The following is a 20,572-nucleotide window of genomic DNA, read 5'->3' on the forward strand; positions in this document are numbered from 1 at the left end:
TGAGAAAACATTGAGCCGCCAATTACTGACGAGTGAGAATATAATCACAAAATATGCATAAAAAATCACAATCAAGCAAACAATAAATTAACCAACAGAGAAAATGCAATTCAATGACTTAATTTTTAAGGAAATTATTCAATAACTGATGGCCTTGTTCGCTGAGAATACTTTCCGGATGGAACTGCACGCCCTCCAGTGGCAAAGTGCGATGGCGGATGCCCATAATCTCATCCATCACACCCTCTTGTTCAGTCCATGCAGTCAGCTCAAAACAATCAGGCAGGGAGTCAGTGGCAATCACTAAAGAGTGATAGCGTGTCACCGTAAGCGGCTGATTAAGCTCACGAAAGACACCCTGGCCATTATGGCGAATTGCTGTGGTTTTACCGTGCATCACTTGTCGCGCCCGCACGATCCGCGCGCCAAAAGCCTGCCCAAGCGCCTGATGGCCCAGACAGACGCCCAGTATGGGCAATTTACCGGCAAAATGACGGATCGCGGCCACAGAAATCCCGGCCTCATTGGGGGTGCAGGGGCCGGGCGAAATCACCAAATGGGATGGTGATAATCTTTCAATATCAACTAGTTGCACTTCATCATTACGTTTAACCACCACTTCCGCGCCCAGCTCACAAAAATACTGGTAAAGGTTGTAGGTAAACGAATCGTAATTATCGATCAATAACAGCATTTCATATCCAAAAAATCAGGTTAACGCTTGCGCCCACCGGTAATTGACCCCAAAACACCGCGCAAAATTTGTCGGCCCAGATCGCGCGCCATACTTTTAGCAGCAGTCTGGACAATACCATCGCGTTTACCGCCACGTGGCCCGGTAGAGCCAAACAGCAAATCATTCAGCCCATCCATCAATCCGCCGCCGTGAGCATCTGGCTGCTGAGGTGCAGCCTCCTCACCCGAAGCCGCATCCCCCAAGGTTAAGGAGCCACCGGCAGACAATTTCTCATAAGCTGACTCGCGATCCACCATCTCTTCATAGCGGCCATATAGCGGCGAATGATTGATGGCGTGATTACGTGCAGTAGCATCCAGCGCGCCCATTTTGGATTGTGGGGCAATCACCATGGCACGCTCAACAATATTGGGCCGCCCTTTCTCATCAAGGAAAGAAATAAGTGCCTCACCGACACCCAGCTCTGTAATCACCTGTTCAGCGCTGAATGCTGGGTTCGCCCGCATAGTCTGCGCAGCGGATTTCACCGCTTTTTGATCCCGTGGAGTAAAAGCACGCAAAGCATGCTGCACGCGGTTGCCTAATTGACCGAGAATTTTATCGGGAACATCTAATGGATTTTGTGTCACAAAATAGATGCCGACCCCTTTTGAGCGGATCAACCGCACCACTTGTTCAACTTTATCCACCAGCGCCGCTGGGGCATCAGTGAATAATAAATGGGCCTCATCAAAGAAAAAGACCAATTTGGGTTTATCGACATCGCCGACTTCCGGCAGTTGCTCGAACAATTCGGCTAACAACCACAGCAGGAAAATGGCATAGAGTTTGGGTTGATTAATCAGCCGGTCAGCGGCCAGTAGATTGATAACCCCTTGCCCGTTGCTGTCAGTTCGCATCAAATCATGAATATCCAGCATTGGCTCACCAAAGAATTGATTAGCACCCTGCTGTTCTAAGGTCAGTAAACCGCGCTGAATAGCACCGATCGAGGCGGGCGTAATATTGCCGTATTGGGTGCGGAACTGCTTGGCATTGTCGCCGACGAATTGCACGATGGCGCGCAAATCTTTCATGTCTAACAGCAGCAAATTATTGTCGTCGGCAATTTTAAACACTAATTGCAGCACGCCACTTTGCACTTCATTGAGATCAAGCAGACGCCCCAGTAGCAGTGGGCCAAGATCGGAAATGGTGGCCCGGATGGGATGGCCTTTTTCAGCGAAAATATCCCAAGGTACAATCGGGCAAGCTTGGGGTTGCCAGTCAGTGACGCCAATTGCCGCCAGTCTTGCTTGCAGTTTTTCTGATTCAATACCTTCCGCGCCAATACCGGATAAATCGCCTTTCACATCGGCCAGAAATACCGGTACGCCGATACGGGAAAATTGCTCGGCCATTTTTTGTAATGTGACCGTTTTACCGGTACCGGTCGCGCCGGTAATCAGCCCATGACGGTTTGCTAATGCCGATAAAATTACTAAATCCTGTGCTGGCTGCGCCTTCGCGATAAGCAATGCTTCACTCATGAACCTTTCCCCCAAGCTAAGACAGATAATTGATTATATGCAACCTGTTGATTAATTTCTGGTGGGATGGGATTTTTAGGTGATAAACCAGCTTTCGGGGATGAAAGCTGGTTGCAGTAATTAAGGTAAAACTTTCGCCGACAGAATGGTGATTGGTTTCACCGGCACATTCTGATACGGGCCAACGTTTTCAGTCTGAACCTGGGAGATTTTCTCTACCACATCCATCCCCTTGACCACTTTACCGAACACGGCATAGCCAAAATCGCGCTGGCCGTGATCGAGGAAAGCATTGTCTGCCACGTTGAGGAAGAACTGGCTGGTGGCGCTGTCTTTATCTGCGGTGCGGGCCATGGAGATGGTGCCACGCAGGTTACGCAAGCCGTTATCCGCTTCATTTTTGATGGGGGTTTTAGCCGTTTTTTGTTTGAAATCGGCTGTAAAACCTCCGCCCTGAATCATAAAGCCGGGGATAACGCGGTGGAAGATGGTGTTGTTGTAATAGCCGTTGTTGACATAATCAACGAAATTCTGCGTTGAAACCGGTGCCTTCTGGCTATTGAGTTCCAACTCAATATTCCCAACCGACGTCGTTAACAACACATGAGGTTCACCGGCAGCCAAAGCAGCGGGTGCCACGGCGCTTAGGGAGCAAAGTGCGATGAAGGTCACTAAAGTACGTTTAAACATTAACGGTTCCTTTCTGTGGGATGCGAACAACGGAAAAGCGCTTTGATTCTAAAGAGCTAACCCACGCAATGCCACCCATTTACGGTTATTTATGTTACAGAATGCGCATTTTCGCTGAAAATTCGCCGCATCAGCAGTGAAATAGCCTAATGGCGATTAATTAACCACATTACCCCTTCTACCAAATCCTAGCCAACAGTGAAATTCTGCAACCGGGATCACGTATTGCTTATTTCCTTACTCTCAAACTGCCATTTTTGCGAGCAGCATCCCATTTTGTTTTTGGTTAATCGTTAGTCTTTCCCCTCAAATGAGAGCGCTCTCATTTCTAATTTATTCATTTGGAGGCCAAATATGAAAACCTTTAAAATTACCATTATTGGTGGCGGCAGTAGCTATACCCCAGAATTAGTTGATGGATTAATTCAGCGGATTGACCAGTTACCGGTCACGGAACTGGCGCTGGCTGACGTCGAGTTAGGCCGTCAAAAAGTGGAAATTATTGCTGCACTGACCCGCAGAATGCTGGATCGCCACGGGCTGGAACGCGTGAAAGTTAGTGTTCACTTCTCCCTGGATACCGCAATTGAAGGCGCCAGTTTTGTTCTGACACAATTCCGGGTTGGCCAACTCCCAGCACGGGCAGCAGATGAGCGCTTGGGTCTGAAATATAACTTGCTCGGGCAGGAGACAACCGGCGTCGGCGGTTTTGCCAAAGCGCTACGCACTATTCCGGTGATGCTGGATATTGCGGCTAAAGTTGAGAAACTGGCACCAGATGCCTGGATAATTAACTTTACCAACCCCGCCGGTATCGTCACCGAAGCAGTAACCCGTTATAGCAAAGCGAAAATTATTGGCCTGTGTAATGTTCCAATCAGCATGCACCACATGATTGCAAAATTACTGGATGCGCCTTATGAAGATATCCAACTGCGCTTCGCCGGGCTTAATCATATGGTGTGGGTGCATGAAGTGTTGCAACAGGGTAAAAATGTCACCGCAGATGTGCTGAACATGCTGTGTGACGGCGCTTCACTGACCATGAACAACATCAAAGAAGCTCCATGGCCGCCGGAATTCCTGCGGGCAATGGGCGCAATTCCTTGCCCATATCATCGCTATTTCTACCAGACTCAAGATATGCTGGCAGAAGAGCAGGCCGCCGCCGCTGAACGTGGCACCCGCGCAGAACAGGTGATGCAGGTAGAAAAAGAGTTATTTGATCTGTACGCTGACCCACATCTGGACAGCAAACCGGAGCAATTGAGTTTCCGGGGCGGATCATTTTATTCTGAAGTAGCACTGGAACTTATTCGTGCAATTCATAATAATTTAGGCACGCAACTCGTGGTGAATACCACAAACCGTGGTGCAATCCGTGGTTTGTCTGATGGTTCCGTGGTAGAAACCAACTGTATTGTTGATGCACAAGGTGCTCATCCGCTCACTTTCGGACCTTTGCCGGTGTCAATGCACGGGCTAACTCAGCAAGTTAAAGCCTATGAGCGCCTGACGATTGAAGCGGCAGTTCACGGTGATCGCCGTAGTGCCCTGCTGGCATTAGTGACCAACCCGCTGATTGGCAACGCCAGCATTGCTCAACCACTACTGGAAGAGGTTTTACAGGTCAATAAACCTTACTTGCCGCAGTTCGCAGATTTGTAACATTAACTCATTTTATACCCACAGTAATCGGAGTCGCAGGTAGGCAGCAAACGAATGAGTCCCGATGAGCTTACTCATGTAAGTGATTCGGGTGAGTGAGTGAAGCTAACACCCCTGCGCCTTCAAGTACGAAGGGGATTGGAGCAAGATAATGGTCACACTGGAAGACGTCGCGGTATTAGCCGGGGTTTCCCGTGCTACGGTATCCCGCGTGGTCAACGGTGATACCAATGTCAAAGCGCAGACGCGCGAAAAAGTCGAACAAGCGGTCGCGGTCTTGGGCTACACCCCCAACCCTGCCGCGCGGGCACTGGCCTCCAGCCAAAGTAATACGTTGGGGCTAGTGACCACCTCTTATCGCGGCGGCTTTTTTGGTGCCTTGATGGATTTTGTCCAAACTGAAGCTGAATTTCAGGGTAAACAGCTGTTAGTCACTCAAGGGCGGGATAATGCAGATAAAGAATGGCAGGCTATTCAGCGCCTGTATAACTTACGCTGCGATGGTTTAATCCTGCACGTCCGTTTTCTCAGCGATGAGAGGCTGCATCAGCTGGCAGCGGCTGGGCGCTCATTTGTGTTATTGGATAGGCTGGTTCCCGGCCTGGAAGCCCGCTGTGTTACTTTTGATCATCGCCGCGCCAGCCAAATGGCAACACAGACATTGATTGATGCCGGCCATCGCCATATTGCTTGTATCAGTGGCTCCGCACAGCGCCATTCCAGTGAATTACGCCGTCAGGGCTTTCTTGATGCCATGCAATTAGCCGGTTTAGAGCCGGTGGCCTGTGTAGAGGGGGTTTATGACCTGGAAAGTGGCCACCAGCGCGCTGATGAAATTCTCAACCTCCCCAAGCTCCCCACCGCCATTTATTGTTGTAACGAAGAAATGGCCATTGGCGCTTTGTTGGCTATCAATAAGCACCATTTGCAAGTACCGCAGGATATTTCATTGCTTTGCTATGACAGCGGCGAACGCGCCCCATTTGTCCGTCCGGCATTGACCAGCCTGCATTTCCCTATTGTAGAAATGGCGCGCTATGCGACTCAATTACTGATTAACCCATTGATCCCCAACGCCAGTTTCCCACCCGCGATTATCATGCGCGAGTCAGTTATGCCGCCCAGGAAGTAGTTTTTCTGTTGGTTCATGCCCGTGCTGCTCACTCTCTCCTTGCGATCAAAATTTGCCCACTCCGCTGCCATATTCAGAATATTTACCAGATGAACCGTCACCGCAAATTGTGACATCTCACTATTATTCGCAATAGCATTTCATTCATTACATTAAAAGTTGAATGTAAGTCACAAAAACTCGCCATGCCTGTGCTAGGATTCGCGGCCTCAATGCTGAAATTAGTTTGAACCATTTTTATAAAGGTTCTTACTATTATTGTTTAAATATTATGCTGACACAGGCCCCATCTATGAATAACAGCAATCGCCTTCGACTCACTTGGATCAGTTACTTTTCATACGCGCTGACCGGTGCGTTAGTTATTGTCACCGGGATGGTGATGGGAAACATCGCAGAGTATTTCAATCTGCCTATTGCCAGTATGAGTAACACATTCACTTTCCTTAACGCTGGTATTTTGATCTCTATCTTCCTGAATGCCTGGTTGATGGAAATCATTCCACTAAAACGTCAGTTAGTGTTTGGTTTTATTCTGATGTTAATTGCGATTGCCGGGTTAATGGTTGGCCATAACCTGATGGTCTTCTCCATCAGCATGTTCATTCTCGGGGTGGTTAGCGGGATAACCATGTCGATCGGGACTTTCCTGATTACCCATATGTATGAAGGGCGTCAGCGCGGTTCTCGCCTGCTGTTCACCGACTCCTTCTTCAGCATGGCTGGGATGATTTTCCCGGTCGCCGCGGCCATGCTGCTGGCGCGCCATATTGAATGGTATTGGGTTTATGCTTGCATCGGCCTACTGTATGTCGGCATTTTCGTGCTGACACTGTGCTCTGAATTCCCGGTTCTGGGCCATAAAGCCACTGACCAGAGCAAGCCTGTAGCCAAAGAGAAATGGGGCATGGGTGTACTGTTCCTGGCGATTGCCGCGCTGTGCTATATCCTCGGCCAACTCGGTTTCATCCAGTGGGTACCGGAATACGCCACCAAAACTTTCAATATGGATATCAGTCAGGCTGGCCAATTGGTCAGTAACTTCTGGATTTCCTACATGATTGGGATGTGGGTATTCAGCTTTATTCTGCGCTTTTTTGATCTGCAACGCATCGTCACCGTGTTAGCCGCGCTGGCAACTTTGTCGATGTACCTGTTTGTCAGCACCAATAACCCAGAGCACTTGAGCTACTACATTCTGGCGTTGGGTTTTGTTTCCAGTGCGATTTACACCACGTTGATTACGCTGGGTTCACTGCAAACTAAAGTGTCTTCGCCAAAACTGGTAAACTTCATTCTGACCTGCGGCACCGTCGGCACCATGCTGACTTTCGTGGTCACTGGCCCGATTGTGGCGAACAGTGGTGTTCATGCCGCTCTGGCCACCGCCAATGGTTTGTATCTGGCCGTATTTGTGATGTGTCTGATTCTGGGCTTCTTCACCAAGCACCGCAGCCACGGCCATACAACCAACTGATTTAGCGAGTTATTGCCCTGTCACCATCTCGGTTGCAGGGCATCTTCTATTTAAAATCCACCCGCTCTTTCTGACCGAGATAAATCCAGCTTTCTGCCGGTTGCGTCTTGGCGATCACCACACCATGGCGAATAGAATAATGCACCGGTACTTGTCGCCGCACCGCATCAAAACCATTGTCGGCGGGCAGAATTATCAGGTTGGCGCTATTCCCCGACTGCAAACCATAATCCGACAAATTCAACGTTCTGGCGCTGTGGGTGGTTATCAAATTCAGCCCATCATTTATTTGGCCATAACCCATCAACTGGCAGATATGTAATCCCATATGCAGCACCTGCAACATATTGGCAGTGCCCAGTGGGTACCACGGGTCAAATACATCGTCATGACCGAAACAAACATTAATCTCTGCCGCCAGCATCTCTTTAACCCGTGTAATACCGCGCCGCTTGGGATAAGTATCAAAGCGCCCTTGCAAGTGAATATTTACCAGTGGGTTAGCAACAAAATTAATGCCGGACATTTTCAGCAAACGGAATAATCGCGAGGTATAAGCGCCATTATAAGAGTGCATCGCCGTGGTATGACTGGCGGTCACCCGCGCGCCCATGTTCTCCCGGTGCGCCAATGCCGCTACCGTTTCGACAAAACGCGACTGTTCATCATCAATTTCATCACAATGAACATCCACCAGCCGCTGATATTTCTGCGCTAATGCAAAGGCGATATGCAGTGATTCGACGCCATATTCGCGGGTAAATTCAAAATGAGGGATCGCGCCGACCACATCCGCCCCCAGCCGCAGCGCCTCTTCTAACAATGCGACGCCCTCGGGATAAGAGAGAATCCCCTCCTGTGGGAAAGCCACAATCTGCATATCCACCCACGGGCTGACTTCTTCTTTGACTTCCAGCATTGCGCTTAAAGCCGTCAAACTGGGGTCGGAAACATCCACATGAGTACGAACATGCTGAATCCCATTGGCTATTTGCCATTTCAATGTTTGCCAGGCGCGTTGTTTAACATCCTCGCGAGTCAGTAGCGCCTTGCGCTCGGCCCAGCGCTCAATGCCCTCAAACAAAGTGCCGGATTGGTTCCAACTGGGCTGCCCGGCGGTTTGAGTGGTATCCAGATGAATATGCGGCTCAATAAATGGCGGCAAGGCCAGCCCACCTTGAGCATCCAATATCCCCTCACCGGCGACGACGGTCTGCTCTGGTTGCGGCGCAATCGCAGTGATTTTTCCGTCCGCAATGGCTATCTGCCACAGCCCCGTTTGCCCACTAAGGCGGACATTATTGATTGTGGTTAATAAATGAGGGGTTAAAGATTTGCCCGCCATAAAGGCCTCCATGATTGTTTTTCATTATTACCCTCTAGCTTACCCGACCCACCTCCCTCCACCCGATTTTCTTTTAATAAAACAGCGTTTTATTTTAATGAATAAAAAAACCAAAACTGAAACCTTTCAGCTAAACATGAATGAAATCCGCAACTTATAAAAAACGTTAAAAATCAGCCGCCTACCACCTTAGAGGTATATGGAAAGCAAATTGATTTACATCAATAAGTGCGCCGTGCGGAAGATTAAGGTGAGGGTAGAAAATTAAAAATTGAGGCAAAAATGAGCAAAGTCAAACTTGCCATCATCGGCAACGGTATGGTCGGCCACCGCTTTATTGAAGACTTATTGGATAAAGCAGATAAAGACCAATTTGAGATAACCGTCTTTTGCGAAGAACCGCGCATCGCTTATGACCGGGTTCATCTTTCTTCTTATTTCTCCCACCACACCGCGGAAGAACTGTCACTGGTTCGCGAAGGTTTTTATGACAAGCACGGCGTCAATGTGCTGGTTGGCGAACGCGCCATTACCATTAACCGCAAAGAGAAAGTTATCCACTCCAACAGCGGCCGTACTCTGTATTACGACAAGCTGGTTATGGCGACTGGCTCTTATCCGTGGATCCCACCGATTAAAGGCAGCGAAGGGCAAGATTGCTTTGTTTACCGCACCATTGAAGATTTAAATGCCATTGAAGCTTGCACCCGCCGCAGCAAACGCGGGGCGGTGATTGGCGGCGGGTTATTAGGATTGGAAGCAGCGGGCGCACTGAAAAGCCTCGGCGTTGAAACCCATGTCATTGAGTTTGCTCCGGTATTAATGGCTGAACAGCTTGATCCCATGGGCGGCGACCAACTGCGCCAGAAGATTGAGCGCATGGGCGTCCGAGTTCACACTGGCAAAAATACCCAAGAAATTGTCCATAGCGGGCAAAACAGCCGCAAAACTATGCTGTTTGCCGATGGTTCGCAGCTGGAAGTCGATTTTATCGTGTTTTCCACCGGCATCCGTCCGCAAGACAAACTGGCCCATCAATGCGGTTTAGCCACAGCACGCCGTGGTGGTATTGCTATCAATGATTATTGCCAGACGTCTGATCCGGATGTGTACGCCATTGGCGAATGCGCATCCTGGCAAGAGCGGACTTTCGGGCTGGTTGCGCCGGGTTACAAAATGGCGCAAGTGACCGCCGACCATTTACTGGGGCGCGAAAATGCCTTCCATGGCGCAGATATGAGCGCCAAGCTCAAGCTGCTGGGAGTGGATGTCGGCGGGATTGGTGATGCCCATGGCCGCACTGAAGGTGCGCGCAGCTATGTCTATCTGGATGAAAGTAAAGAAATTTATAAGCGTTTGGTGGTCAGTGCCGACAACAAAACCCTGCTCGGGGCGGTGCTGGTGGGGGATACCAGCGATTACGGCAATCTGCTGCAACTGGCCCTGAATAATATTGAGCTACCGGAAAATCCAGACAGTCTGATTTTACCGGCTCACGCGGGCAGCAAACCGGCGATGGGGGTGGATTCACTGCCAGATACTGCACAAATCTGCTCCTGTTTTGATGTCACCAAAGGCGACATTATTCAGGCCATCGGCCAGGGCTGCCATACCGTGGCGGCGCTGAAATCGGCGACCAAAGCTGGCACCGGCTGCGGCGGCTGTATTCCACTCGTCACCCAAGTATTAAATACCGAACTCAGCAAGCAAGGTATTGAAGTTAATCATCATTTATGTGAGCACTTTGCCTACTCGCGCCAAGAGCTTTACCACCTGATTCGCGTTGAACAGATTAAAACTTTCGATGCCTTGCTGGAAAAATACGGCAAAGGCTACGGCTGTGAAGTCTGTAAACCGACAGTCGGCTCACTGCTGGCATCCTGTTGGAATGAATATGTCCTGGAGCCGCAACATACCCCGTTGCAAGACACCAACGACAACTTCCTCGGTAATATCCAAAAAGACGGCACTTACTCGGTTATCCCGCGCTCACCGGGTGGGGAAATTACCCCGGATGGCTTGCTGGCCATAGGCCGCATTGCCAAAGAATATAATCTCTACACCAAACTGACCGGCTCACAGCGCGTCGGGATGTTCGGCGCGCAAAAAGACGACCTGCCCGCTATCTGGGCGCAGTTGATTGAAGCGGGCTTTGAGACCGGACACGCCTATGCCAAAGCTCTGCGTATGGCAAAAACCTGTGTTGGTAGCACCTGGTGCCGCTTTGGCGTGGGTGACAGCGTTGGCTTTGGTGTTGCGCTGGAACACCGCTATAAGGGCATCCGTACACCGCACAAAATGAAATTTGGTGTCTCCGGCTGTACCCGTGAATGTTCTGAAGCACAGGGCAAAGATGTCGGGATTATTGCCACCGAAAATGGCTGGAACTTGTATGTTTGCGGTAACGGCGGGATGAAACCTCGTCATGCGGATTTACTGGCCGCGGATCTGGATGAAGAAACCCTGATGCGCTACCTCGACCGCTTTATGATGTTCTACATCCGCACCGCCGATAAGCTGCAACGCACCTCAGTGTGGCTGGAAAGTCTGGAGGGCGGCATTAATTATCTACGCGCCGTGATTCTCGACGACAAACTGGGCATCAATGATCAGCTCGAAACTGATATTGCCCGTCTGCGCGACAAAGTCGTCTGCGAATGGCAAGTCACGGTGGAAAACCCGGCGGCGCAAGTCCGTTTCGCCCACTTTATCAACAGCCCGCTGCGCGACCCCAATGTACAAGTGGTGCGCGAGCGCGACCAACACCGCCCGGCCCGCCCGGAAGAACGCATCCCCGTCCGGATGCTGGAACTGGAGGAAAACCTATGAGTCAGTGGACCCCACTTTGCCCATTAAATGACATTTTGCCCGGTAGCGGCGTATGCGGCCTGGTTGGTGAGCATCACGTCGCGGTCTTCCGGCCTTATGCCGACGAACAGGTCTTTGCTATCAGCAATATTGACCCCTTTGCTCAGGCCAGCGTGTTGTCGCGTGGATTAATTGCAGAACATCAAGGTGATTTGTGGGTGGCTAGCCCGCTGAAAAAACAGCATTTTCGCCTGCATGATGGTTTCTGTCTGGAAGATGAAACGCGCTCAGTGACCCATTACGACGTGCGGGTCCGTGACGGCATAGTGCAAGTCAAAGCGTAATAGATAACGGGAGGATCCGGTCAATCTGGATCCAACAAAAATAACATTAGTCATCCCCAAAGATATTGGCGTCGCAGCGAACACCGCTGCGGCGTCAAGAGCAACGGGATTGGGATAAAATATGTATACAGACACCATCAACAAATGCGCGGCCAATGCGGCGCGGATCGTCAAACTGGCTAAAGAAAGCCCGCTGGGCTTTTGGATTGGTTCGGCGATGGCCGGTGCCTATGTCGGCCTTGGCATTATTCTGATTTTCACCCTGGGCAACCTGATTGACCCGGCTTACCGCCCATTAGTCATGGGAGCCACCTTTGGTCTGGCGTTGACCTTGGTGATTATTGCCGGCTCTGAACTGTTTACTGGCCACACCATGTTCCTGACCTTTGGTGTCAAAGCGGGCACCATCAAATCCAGCCAAATGTGGGCCGTTTTACCACAAACCTGGCTGGGGAATCTGTTGGGTTCTGTTTTTGTCGCCCTGCTCTATTACTACGGCGGCGGCAATTTGCTGTCCGTTGACACCAGTTTGGTACACACCGCGGCGCTGGCAAAAACCTCTGCGCCCGCTATGACCTTATTTTTCAAGGGTGTATTATGTAACTGGCTGGTTTGTCTGGCAATCTGGATGGCAATCCGTGTAGAGGGTGCCGCCAAATTCATCGCCATCTGGTGGTGTTTACTGGCCTTTATTGCCTCTGGTTACGAACACTCAGTGGCCAATATGACCCTGTTTGCGTTGTCGTGGTTTGGTCATCACAGTGAGGCTTATACCTTAAGCGGCATCGGCCACAACCTGTTATGGGTCACACTGGGCAATACCTTGTCAGGCGCGGTATTTATGGGGCTGGGCTACTGGTATGCCACCCCACGGGAGCAGCGCCCACAGCCTGCGGTAGTTAACGCGCTGCAAGCCGTGAAAGAGTGAGTTATACAGAGTTAATGGCAAAACGATTGATAGCTCAGTGAGTGAAGGGTTTACCGCGCCCAGGGGCACTTCGGTCGCTTACGCGACTACGACCCCAACGGCACGATTCCCTTTCATTTGACTTTGTCAACAGTCTGATACCCGAATTTACCCGCTCTTAGGGGCTGGTTTTATCCCCTAGCGGCCTCAACCTGAAGGATTGCCCATGGACTACTTCCCGATTTTCTGCCAACTGAAAAACAAAGCCTGCCTGCTGGTTGGTGGTGGTGAAGTGGCCGAACGCAAAGCCCGCTTGTTGCTGGATGCCGGTGCCGCCGTCACCGTCAATGCGTGCGAGTTTACGCCGCAGTTTCATGATTGGGCTGATGAGGGGCGGCTTTCTTTAGTCAGCGGCGAGTTTGTCCCCGAGCTGTTGGCAGAAAAATGGCTGGTGATTGCCGCAACGGATCAGGTGGCCGTCAATGCTTTGGTTTATCAAAGTGCCAATCAACAGCGGATGTTCTGCAATGTGGTCGATGACCCGAAGCGCACCAGCTTTATCATGCCGTCAATCATTGACCGCTCTCCTATCATGATAGCCATCTCCTCGGGCGGTAAAGCGCCAGTATTGGCCCGCTTGCTGCGAGAGAAACTCGAGGTCATGCTGCCACAGCATTTGGGGCAGTTGGCACAGCTAGCGGGCAATTTACGCCAGCGGGTGAAACAGCAGTTTGCCGCCATGACTGACCGCCGCCGCTTCTGGGAAAAACTGCTGACCCACGACCGGCTGGCGCAATCACTGGCGAATGAGGATCAGGTGCAAGTCGAGCAGCATATTGAGCAACTGTTCAATGCGCCGCTGTCTGACCGCGGTGAAGTGGTGTTGGTGGGGGCTGGGCCGGGCGATGCCGGTTTGCTGACATTGAAAGGTTTACAGCAGATTCAGCAAGCAGACGTGGTGGTCTATGACCGGCTGGTGTCCGATGAAGTCATGAATTTGGTGCGCCGCGATGCCGAGCGCATTTTTGTCGGCAAAGAGTCAGGCCGCCATAGTGTTCCGCAGGATCAAATCAATCAGATTCTTTTGCAACAGGCGCAGCAAGGGAAGCGCGTGGTGCGCTTGAAAGGCGGCGACCCGTTTATTTTTGGCCGTGGCGGCGAAGAACTGGAAACACTGGCAGATTACAATATTCCGTTTTCCGTGGTGCCGGGGATAACAGCGGCTTCTGGCTGCTCGGCCTACAGTGGCATTCCCCTAACTCACCGCGATCACGCCCAAAGTGTGCGGCTGATTACCGGCCACGCCAAGAAAGACTGTCAGTTAGATTGGGCCAATCTGGCGGCAGAGAAGCAAACTCTGGTGTTCTATATGGGGCTATCACAAGCGGGCGAGATTCAGCAGCAATTAATTCGGCACGGCATGCCAGCCACCACGCCAGTTGCTCTGGTCGAGAATGGCACCTCGCGGCATCAGCGGGTCGTCAGCGGCGAACTGAGTCAGTTGGCACTGCTTTCTCAGCAGGTCAGCAGCCCGAGCTTGATTATCGTCGGCAGTGTGGTCAGTTTGCGCAAAAAACTCAATTGGTTTTCCAGTGCGGAGCACGGCAAAACTGGGGTAAAGGAACAAATTGAACAGGTGGGTTAAACTGAATTGACTCTGAAGGGGGGAGAAATCCCCCTTCGACTGACTGATTGATTCACTTACGGATGGGCAACAAAACCAATAGCTTCATACACTTTCGCCAGCGTTTCTTGTGCACGAGCACGCGCCTTAGCCGCCCCGTCACGCATCACTTCCTGCAAGAAAGCTTCGTCTTCGCGATATTGATGATAACGCGCCTGTAGCTCGCTCAGCATGCCAGAAACCGCCTCCGCAACCGCACCTTTCAAATGACCATACATTTGGCCTTCAAACTGGGCTTCCAGCTCAGGAACCGACTGCCCGGTCACACCTGACAAGATATCCAGCAAGTTAGAAACGCCGGCTTTCTTCTCAGTGTCATAGCGGATAACCGCTGGCTCGTCAGAATCCGTCATCGCGCGCTTAATCTTTTTCACCACAGATTTAGGATCTTCCAGCAATTCGATGACGTTATTGCGGTTGTCATCAGACTTGGACATTTTTTTGGTCGGATCCTGCAAAGACATCACCCGCGCACCGGCTTTAGGAATAAACGGCTCAGGGATTTTGAAGATATCGCCATACAGGTTATTGAATCGGCTGGCGATATCACGGCTCAGTTCCAGGTGTTGTTTCTGGTCTTCGCCGACCGGCACTTGGTTAGTCTGATACAGCAAAATATCCGCCGCCATCAACACCGGATAATCAAACAAACCGGCGTTAATATTTTCAGCATAACGGGCTGATTTGTCTTTGAACTGGGTCATGCGGCTCAGTTCGCCGAAATAGGTGTAGCAGTTCAGCGCCCAGCCCAGTTGGGAGTGTTCTGGCACATGGGATTGAACAAAAATGGTGCTTTTCTTCGGGTCAATGCCACAAGCCAGATACAGCGCCAAGGTGTCCAGAGTTCTTTTGCGTAACAACGCCGGGTCCTGACGAGCCGTGATGGCATGCAAGTCAACAATGCAATAAATGCAATCATAGTCATCTTGCATTTGTACCCACTGACGCAATGCACCCATGTAATTGCCAATAGTCAATTCGCCGGACGGTTGCGCGCCGCTAAATACGATAGGTTTTTGTTTATCGGATACAGCAGAAATTTCAGTGGGTTTACTCATTTTATGTTTCCTGATCTTTTAAAGATGTCAGCCCGAGAGCGGGCAACAGACAGGCAAAGTGCTCTAGCACGCAGTCGGGACGACTGGTGGCAATAGCTTCACCATAGTTATATCCATAGGTCAGCCCGACACAGGGGCAACCCGCCGCCTGCGCGGCCATAATATCATTACGTGAATCACCAACAAATAGCATTTCACGGGCATGCAAGCCAAGCTTGGCCAGCAATAAATACAAGGGCGCGGGATGGGGTTTCTTCACCACGACATCATCACCGCCAATGATGACGGAGAAATAATCGGCAATACCCAAGGAGGCTAGCAGTGGGGCGACGAATGGCGTGGGTTTATTAGTAATCAGGCCCATCAGCAAACCACTGGCCGCCAGTTGCGCCAATGTGGCTTTCACTTGCGGAAATAGCTGGCTGCCCTGCTCGACTGTCTGGGCGTAATAGTGGTCAAACAGTTCACGGGTATGCGCCACAGATTGGGTATCTGGCTCGCGACCCGCCCAGCGCAGCGCGCGCTCGACTAATACATCCGCACCATTGCCAATCCAGGTTGAGACCAAATCTTGGCCCGCGACCGGTAAATCTTGATGTGCCAGCGCCAGATCAATCGCGCTGGCAAGCCCCGGAGCGCTATCAACTAATGTGCCATCGAGATCAAAAGCCACACCGCGGATAGCATCAAATTTAGTCATGAGCAGACTTCGCCAATTCACTGCGCATAGCATCAATCACACTTTTATAGTCCGGCTGACCAAAAATTGCCGAACCGGCGACAAACATATCGGCACCGGCCGCCGCGATATCGCGAATATTATCCACTTTAACGCCGCCATCCACTTCCAGACGAATGTCATAGCCGCTGTCATCAATCAGCTTGCGCACCTGACGCAATTTGTTCAGTGTTTCGGGAATGAAAGACTGCCCGCCGAAGCCAGGGTTCACGGACATCAGCAAAATGACATCCAGTTTATCCATCACATAATCGAGGTAGCTAAGCGGGGTGGCGGGGTTAAACACCAAACCCGCCTTGCAGCCACTCTCTTTGATAAGTTGCAAAGTGCGGTCAACATGCTCTGAAGCTTCAGGATGGAATGAAATATACGTGGCACCGGCTTTGGCGAAATCCGGGACAATACGGTCGACCGGTTTCACCATCAGATGGACATCAATAGGGGCAGTAATGCCATAATCACGCAAAGCCTTGCACACCATCGGCCCGATAGTCAGATTAGGAACGTAATGATTGTCCATCACATCAAAATGCACCACATCAGCACCGGCGGCGAGCACCTTAGCGGTATCGTCACCCAGGCGGGCAAAATCGGCTGACAGAATAGACGGGGCAATTAAAAACTTTTTCATCCGCTTCTCCAAACATCTCTCTTTGTTTTATGAAATATCAGTTTTATCAATAACTTTTTATTTCATAAATCACTGGGTTTGAATCCGAGCGGCAGTTCCCGCTCAGCTATACAGCGCCAAAAGCTCGTTCACTTTATTACGGCCAAGAATATTACGGCTAATAGTACGGCGCGCTTTGACCACATGCAGTGACGCCTGATGATACCAATCGCGCGTCAGCTCTGTGTCGTGATTAGAAATTAGAACCGGGATCTTATTTTCTGCTGACAGCTGGTAAGCCAGACGAGCCAGATTCTGTTGATCCGCTAAACCAAAATTACTGGTGTGATATGCCGTAAAATTAGCCGTCGCTGATAATGGCGCATACGGAGGATCGCAGTAAACCACCGCCCCGTGCACAGCTTTTAATAAAGTTTCCTGATAATGCTCACAAACAAAAACAGCATTTTGCGATTTTTCAGCAAACCAATACAGCTCATTTTCTGGGAAATAAGGTTTTTTGTAACGACCGAAAGGCACATTGAATTCACCGCTCAAATTATAACGGCACAGACCGTTATAACAATGGCGATTCAAGTAGAGAAACAATAAAGCACGACGATAGGCATCGACGCTGGCGTTAAACTCTTGACGCAGTTGATAAAAATGCTCGGAATTATTGAAATCGCCCGTGAATAAAACACGAGCATCACGCACGAAGTCATCAGTGCGGTCCTTTACGATATTGTAGAGGTTAATGAGGTCACTGTTGATATCGGCCAGTATGTAAGATTCATACTCAGTGTTAAGAAACACCGACCCCGCACCGACGAATGGCTCTATCAAGCAGTCTCCCGCTGGAAGATGGCGTCGAATGTCATCAACCAGCGGATATTTCCCACCAGCCCATTTTAAAAAAGCGCGGTTTTTCTTCATGCCGTCAGTTAGCTACTTAATAATTCAGAGCCGCAGATTGTACTCTGTTTCAGACAGCACATCAGCGCACAAATAAGAATGATTTATTTTTTAAGGTCTTGCTGTACTTGTTGTACAGGTTTAACCCACGGTTTTTTCGCCTGAACATCAGCGGGTAATGTGGCTATCGCCCTTTTAGCATCAGCAGAGGAGGCGTAGTTGCCACTCACTAAGATGTACCAAGGCTTACCATCACGTTTGGTTTCATATACATGATAGTCAGATAGTTTTTGCTGCTTAGCATAGGCATTCAAGGTATCTGAGCGCGATGCACTGCTCAGTTGTAACGTGAAGTGGCTACCAGGAGCATTTTTCAATGCGCTACTGCTGCCAGCCGAACCTGATTTCGCCACCGCAGAAGCGGCTGGTGAGACGGCTGTTGTCGGATTTTTATGGCTAACAGCAGGCTGTTTACCCGCGGCCGTGGCCTGTTTCTGCATCGGATGAGTCATCGGCTCCCGTGCTACTGGCACTTTGGCCCCTTTCGAGGTTGAAACAGTAGCCGGTGCCGTCGGCAGTGTGGAGGTTGGGCCGTCATTCATATTCTGAGACAGAGTATCGACCTGCCCCTGGGTCTGAGAAAGCGCGTCAGACATATTTCCAGGTAACTCAATACGTTGGGTTGAATTATTGACAGAAGACTGCGGAGCGGCCTCGGTCGGTGTCGGAGAAATCGGCGGAACACTAATATCTTGTGGCTGAGCGGTATTCCTCACGCCATTGGCATCATGACCATCGGTGGTGTTATTTGCCACCGCTGGCTGAGTATTACTGCCACTGGTCAGTGAAGATGAATCAGACAGATTGATGTTTCGCGCAACATCCACATTTGGATTTTGTTGTGATGCTTCATGTTCGGTCGGGGCTTTTAGGGCTGAACCTATGGCAATAATGATCAGCAGCAGCACTAAAATGCCAATACCAATCATCATATGTTGGCGTGAAACAGCAAGCTTAGGCCCAGTCGAGGACTTGCGGGCACGTGTTGGGCGACGGTCACTGCTATCTGGTTTCAGATCGTCTTCCGGCTTTAAATCATCCATCTAAACCCTCCAACTAGAGGCAAAAGCCTACCGCATTTATCACTGCGGCTCGGCTGATTGATTTTACTGACTGCCAACAAGCTAAAACGCCCGCAGCAAAGGAATATGATAAATGTACTTATGCCATTTCCTATCACTGACAATCAGAGATAGACGCCAGTACCCTATCATGTGCAACACCGCCACGGACTTCTGACCGACCTATTGCGGTTGGCAATACCAGACGAAGCTCACCGGCTAGCACTTTTTTATCTCGCATCATGTGCGGCAGATAGGACTCTGGCGTCATTTCCTGCGGCCCGCTGACTGGCAGACCAGCACGTAAAAGTAGTTTCTTGATACGCTCAACATCTTGGTCTGAAAGCTGGCCTAATCGACGGGAGGTATGTGCAGCCATCATCATTCCGGCGGCAACTGCTTCCCCGTGTAGCCAGACGCCATAACCCATTTCAGCCTCAATGGCATGACCATAAGTATGACCCAAATTGAGTAAAGCGCGCCTCCCGCTCTCTTCCCTTTCGTCGGCGGCAACAACATCGGCTTTCAATTCACAGCAACGGCGGATGCAGTAAGCTAATGCTGACATATCCAGAGCTAACAAAGCGTCAATATTGTTTTCCAGCCACTCAAAGAAAGCTGCGTCAAGAATGATACCGTATTTGATAACTTCAGCCAGCCCGGAAGCAAGCTCACGTGGAGGGAGGGTTTTGAGACAATCAAGGTCAACCACCACCGATGCCGGCTGGTAGAAAGCACCAATCATGTTCTTACCCAATGGGTGGTTCACTGCGGTTTTACCACCGACAGAGGAATCCACTTGAGAAAGTAAGGTGGTAGGAACTTGAATAAAGCGTACGCCACGTTGATAGCAAGCAGCGGCAAAACCGGTCAGGTCGCCTACTACACCGCCACCTAGGGCGACAAGTGTAGTATCACGACCGTGCGGTTTTTCCAGAAGGGCAGAAAATACCTGCTCCAGAACACTCAGAGATTTATACTGTTCGCCATCAGGTAAAATCACCTGATCGACTTTAATGCCGCTTTGTTCCAGCACTGCCCGGAGCGAATCCAGATAGAGTGGCGCTAGCGTTTGGTTGGTCACCAGCATGACCTGGTCACCCGCTTTTAGCGGCTTAAAAGAGGCCGGATCTTTAAACAATCCAGCAGCAATCGTAATCGGGTAGCTACGCTCCCCTAACGTGACAGTAATCTTCTCCATGTCGCGCCCAGTAACCTTCTTAACTTACGCCCGCGGGCATTAGTAAAATGCTAAATCAGTTACTTTCCAGCATGTTGATAATCTGGTTAGCAACAACTTTCGCGCTTTGATCGTCAGTGCGGATGGTGACATCTGCAATTTCTTCGTACAACGGATTACGTTCTTTTGCCAGTGCTTCTAACACCTCACGTGGAGGCGAATCAACCTGCAACAACGGACGTTTTTTGTCGCGTTGTGTACGGGCCAACTGCTTCTCAATAGTGGTTTCTAAATACACCACCACGCCACGGGCTGACAAACGGTTACGGGTTTCTCTGGATTTAACAGAGCCACCACCGGTTGCCAGAACAATGCCCTGTTTTTCCGTCAGTTCATTAATAATTTTTTCTTCACGATCGCGGAAACCTTCTTCGCCTTCCACGTCGAATACCCAGCCCACGTCAGCTCCGGTACGTCGCTCAATTTCTTGATCAGAGTCGAAAAACTCCATATTGAGTTGCTGAGCTAACTGACGACCAATAGTGCTTTTGCCGGCACCCATAGGCCCAACCAGAAAGATATTGCGTTTCTCTGCCATGTTTTTGGTATTACTAAGACTATTCGTTAATGATAACCCGCCCCGCCAATCAAATTAGCGACGGGACCTA

18 protein-coding genes are annotated in these 20,572 nt (G+C 50.3%); 7 read left to right on the plus strand and 11 right to left on the minus strand.

What is annotated here, in order from left to right; all coding sequences use genetic code 11:
• Positions 1–118 precede the first annotated feature (118 nt).
• From FTA91_RS19220 to ppiA, 3 genes are all read right to left on the minus strand, one after another.
• Complete coding sequence (locus tag FTA91_RS19220) at positions 119–694, minus strand: aminodeoxychorismate synthase component II (protein WP_050116203.1); 576 nt, start codon at positions 692–694, stop codon at positions 119–121.
• Positions 695–714: 20 nt separating this feature from the next.
• A complete protein-coding gene (locus FTA91_RS19225) occupies positions 715–2,226 on the minus strand; it encodes a helicase HerA-like domain-containing protein (protein ID WP_050116201.1) in 1,512 nt (503 codons plus the stop codon).
• Positions 2,227–2,346: 120 nt separating this feature from the next.
• Positions 2,347–2,916, minus strand: a complete 570-nt coding sequence (ppiA, locus tag FTA91_RS19230; RefSeq protein WP_025376626.1) for a peptidylprolyl isomerase A — start codon at positions 2,914–2,916, stop codon at positions 2,347–2,349.
• 354 nt (positions 2,917–3,270) lie between these two features.
• Between ppiA and FTA91_RS19235 the strand changes: the two genes are divergently transcribed.
• From FTA91_RS19235 to tsgA, 3 genes are all read left to right on the plus strand, one after another.
• Positions 3,271–4,584 (plus strand): 6-phospho-beta-glucosidase, encoded by a 1,314-nt coding sequence (locus FTA91_RS19235; protein ID WP_038637184.1) that lies wholly within the window; start codon positions 3,271–3,273, stop codon positions 4,582–4,584.
• 151 nt (positions 4,585–4,735) lie between these two features.
• A complete protein-coding gene (locus FTA91_RS19240; RefSeq protein WP_145583767.1) occupies positions 4,736–5,716 on the plus strand; it encodes a LacI family DNA-binding transcriptional regulator in 981 nt (326 codons plus the stop codon).
• Between the two features lie 292 nt (positions 5,717–6,008).
• Positions 6,009–7,193 (plus strand): MFS transporter TsgA, encoded by a 1,185-nt coding sequence (tsgA, locus tag FTA91_RS19245; protein ID WP_145583769.1) that lies wholly within the window; start codon positions 6,009–6,011, stop codon positions 7,191–7,193.
• Between the two features lie 46 nt (positions 7,194–7,239).
• Here the strand turns inward: tsgA and FTA91_RS19250 are convergent, their stop codons facing one another.
• Complete coding sequence (locus FTA91_RS19250; protein ID WP_145583771.1) at positions 7,240–8,550, minus strand: cytosine deaminase; 1,311 nt, start codon at positions 8,548–8,550, stop codon at positions 7,240–7,242.
• A 270-nt stretch (positions 8,551–8,820) separates the two neighbouring features.
• Here FTA91_RS19250 and nirB point away from each other — a divergent pair, with 270 nt between their 5' ends.
• The 4 genes from nirB to cysG all read left to right on the plus strand — a co-directional run bounded on the left by nirB (position 8,821) and on the right by cysG (position 14,242).
• Positions 8,821–11,367 carry a nitrite reductase large subunit NirB gene (gene nirB / locus FTA91_RS19255; protein ID WP_145583773.1) on the plus strand — a complete coding sequence of 849 codons (2,547 nt, stop codon included), beginning with the start codon at positions 8,821–8,823 and terminating at the stop codon, positions 11,365–11,367.
• Positions 11,364–11,690: a nitrite reductase small subunit NirD gene (nirD, locus tag FTA91_RS19260; protein WP_050116192.1), complete on the plus strand. Its 327-nt coding sequence runs from the start codon at positions 11,364–11,366 to the stop codon at positions 11,688–11,690. Before nirB ends, nirD begins: the two co-directional genes overlap by 4 nt.
• Before the next feature lie 121 nt (positions 11,691–11,811).
• A complete protein-coding gene (nirC, locus tag FTA91_RS19265; protein ID WP_050116191.1) occupies positions 11,812–12,618 on the plus strand; it encodes a nitrite transporter NirC in 807 nt (268 codons plus the stop codon).
• Between the two features lie 205 nt (positions 12,619–12,823).
• A complete protein-coding gene (gene cysG / locus FTA91_RS19270; protein ID WP_050116190.1) occupies positions 12,824–14,242 on the plus strand; it encodes a siroheme synthase CysG in 1,419 nt (472 codons plus the stop codon).
• A gap of 56 nt (positions 14,243–14,298) precedes the next feature.
• Here cysG and trpS read toward each other — a convergent pair whose 3' ends face one another.
• The 7 genes from trpS to aroK form a co-directional block, all read right to left on the minus strand.
• Positions 14,299–15,339 carry a tryptophan--tRNA ligase gene (gene trpS, locus FTA91_RS19275; protein ID WP_038637204.1) on the minus strand — a complete coding sequence of 347 codons (1,041 nt, stop codon included), beginning with the start codon at positions 15,337–15,339 and terminating at the stop codon, positions 14,299–14,301.
• A 1-nt stretch (position 15,340) separates the two neighbouring features.
• Positions 15,341–16,039 (minus strand): phosphoglycolate phosphatase, encoded by a 699-nt coding sequence (locus FTA91_RS19280; RefSeq protein ID WP_050116187.1) that lies wholly within the window; start codon positions 16,037–16,039, stop codon positions 15,341–15,343.
• On the minus strand, positions 16,032–16,709 hold the full coding sequence (gene rpe, locus FTA91_RS19285) for a ribulose-phosphate 3-epimerase (RefSeq protein ID WP_145535916.1): 678 nt from the start codon (positions 16,707–16,709) through the stop codon (positions 16,032–16,034). Before rpe ends, FTA91_RS19280 begins: the two co-directional genes overlap by 8 nt.
• Before the next feature lie 102 nt (positions 16,710–16,811).
• Positions 16,812–17,624 (minus strand): adenine-specific DNA-methyltransferase, encoded by an 813-nt coding sequence (gene dam, locus FTA91_RS19290; protein ID WP_050116185.1) that lies wholly within the window; start codon positions 17,622–17,624, stop codon positions 16,812–16,814.
• An 83-nt stretch (positions 17,625–17,707) separates the two neighbouring features.
• The gene (locus FTA91_RS19295; RefSeq protein ID WP_050116183.1) at positions 17,708–18,706 is read right to left on the minus strand and encodes an SPOR domain-containing protein; all 999 of its coding nucleotides are present in this window, start codon (positions 18,704–18,706) and stop codon (positions 17,708–17,710) included.
• 133 nt (positions 18,707–18,839) lie between these two features.
• Positions 18,840–19,925 carry a 3-dehydroquinate synthase gene (aroB, locus tag FTA91_RS19300; RefSeq protein WP_050116181.1) on the minus strand — a complete coding sequence of 362 codons (1,086 nt, stop codon included), beginning with the start codon at positions 19,923–19,925 and terminating at the stop codon, positions 18,840–18,842.
• 55 nt (positions 19,926–19,980) lie between these two features.
• Positions 19,981–20,502, minus strand: a complete 522-nt coding sequence (aroK, locus tag FTA91_RS19305; protein ID WP_050116179.1) for a shikimate kinase AroK — start codon at positions 20,500–20,502, stop codon at positions 19,981–19,983.
• Between the last annotated feature and the right edge of the window lie 70 nt (positions 20,503–20,572).

This window comes from Yersinia thracica (genome assembly GCF_902170565.1).
Classification (GTDB): Bacteria; Pseudomonadota; Gammaproteobacteria; order Enterobacterales; family Enterobacteriaceae; genus Yersinia; species Yersinia thracica.

Excerpts from the sequence above, each read along its gene's own strand:
- aroB (WP_050116181.1), bottom strand. The coding sequence starts at position 19,925 with ATGGAGAAGATTACTGTCACGTTAGGGGAGCGTAGCTACCCGATTACG.
- FTA91_RS19220 (WP_050116203.1), bottom strand. The coding sequence starts at position 694 with ATGCTGTTATTGATCGATAATTACGATTCGTTTACCTACAACCTTTAC.
- dam (WP_050116185.1), bottom strand. The coding sequence starts at position 17,624 with ATGAAGAAAAACCGCGCTTTTTTAAAATGGGCTGGTGGGAAATATCCG.
- nirB (WP_145583773.1), top strand. The coding sequence starts at position 8,821 with ATGAGCAAAGTCAAACTTGCCATCATCGGCAACGGTATGGTCGGCCAC.
- FTA91_RS19280 (WP_050116187.1), bottom strand. The coding sequence starts at position 16,039 with ATGACTAAATTTGATGCTATCCGCGGTGTGGCTTTTGATCTCGATGGC.
- nirC (WP_050116191.1), top strand. The coding sequence starts at position 11,812 with ATGTATACAGACACCATCAACAAATGCGCGGCCAATGCGGCGCGGATC.
- cysG (WP_050116190.1), top strand. The coding sequence starts at position 12,824 with ATGGACTACTTCCCGATTTTCTGCCAACTGAAAAACAAAGCCTGCCTG.
- FTA91_RS19250 (WP_145583771.1), bottom strand. The coding sequence starts at position 8,550 with ATGGAGGCCTTTATGGCGGGCAAATCTTTAACCCCTCATTTATTAACC.
- FTA91_RS19235 (WP_038637184.1), top strand. The coding sequence starts at position 3,271 with ATGAAAACCTTTAAAATTACCATTATTGGTGGCGGCAGTAGCTATACC.
- aroK (WP_050116179.1), bottom strand. The coding sequence starts at position 20,502 with ATGGCAGAGAAACGCAATATCTTTCTGGTTGGGCCTATGGGTGCCGGC.
- nirD (WP_050116192.1), top strand. The coding sequence starts at position 11,364 with ATGAGTCAGTGGACCCCACTTTGCCCATTAAATGACATTTTGCCCGGT.
- trpS (WP_038637204.1), bottom strand. The coding sequence starts at position 15,339 with ATGAGTAAACCCACTGAAATTTCTGCTGTATCCGATAAACAAAAACCT.
- FTA91_RS19240 (WP_145583767.1), top strand. The coding sequence starts at position 4,736 with ATGGTCACACTGGAAGACGTCGCGGTATTAGCCGGGGTTTCCCGTGCT.
- tsgA (WP_145583769.1), top strand. The coding sequence starts at position 6,009 with ATGAATAACAGCAATCGCCTTCGACTCACTTGGATCAGTTACTTTTCA.
- FTA91_RS19225 (WP_050116201.1), bottom strand. The coding sequence starts at position 2,226 with ATGAGTGAAGCATTGCTTATCGCGAAGGCGCAGCCAGCACAGGATTTA.
- rpe (WP_145535916.1), bottom strand. The coding sequence starts at position 16,709 with ATGAAAAAGTTTTTAATTGCCCCGTCTATTCTGTCAGCCGATTTTGCC.
- ppiA (WP_025376626.1), bottom strand. The coding sequence starts at position 2,916 with ATGTTTAAACGTACTTTAGTGACCTTCATCGCACTTTGCTCCCTAAGC.
- FTA91_RS19295 (WP_050116183.1), bottom strand. The coding sequence starts at position 18,706 with ATGGATGATTTAAAGCCGGAAGACGATCTGAAACCAGATAGCAGTGAC.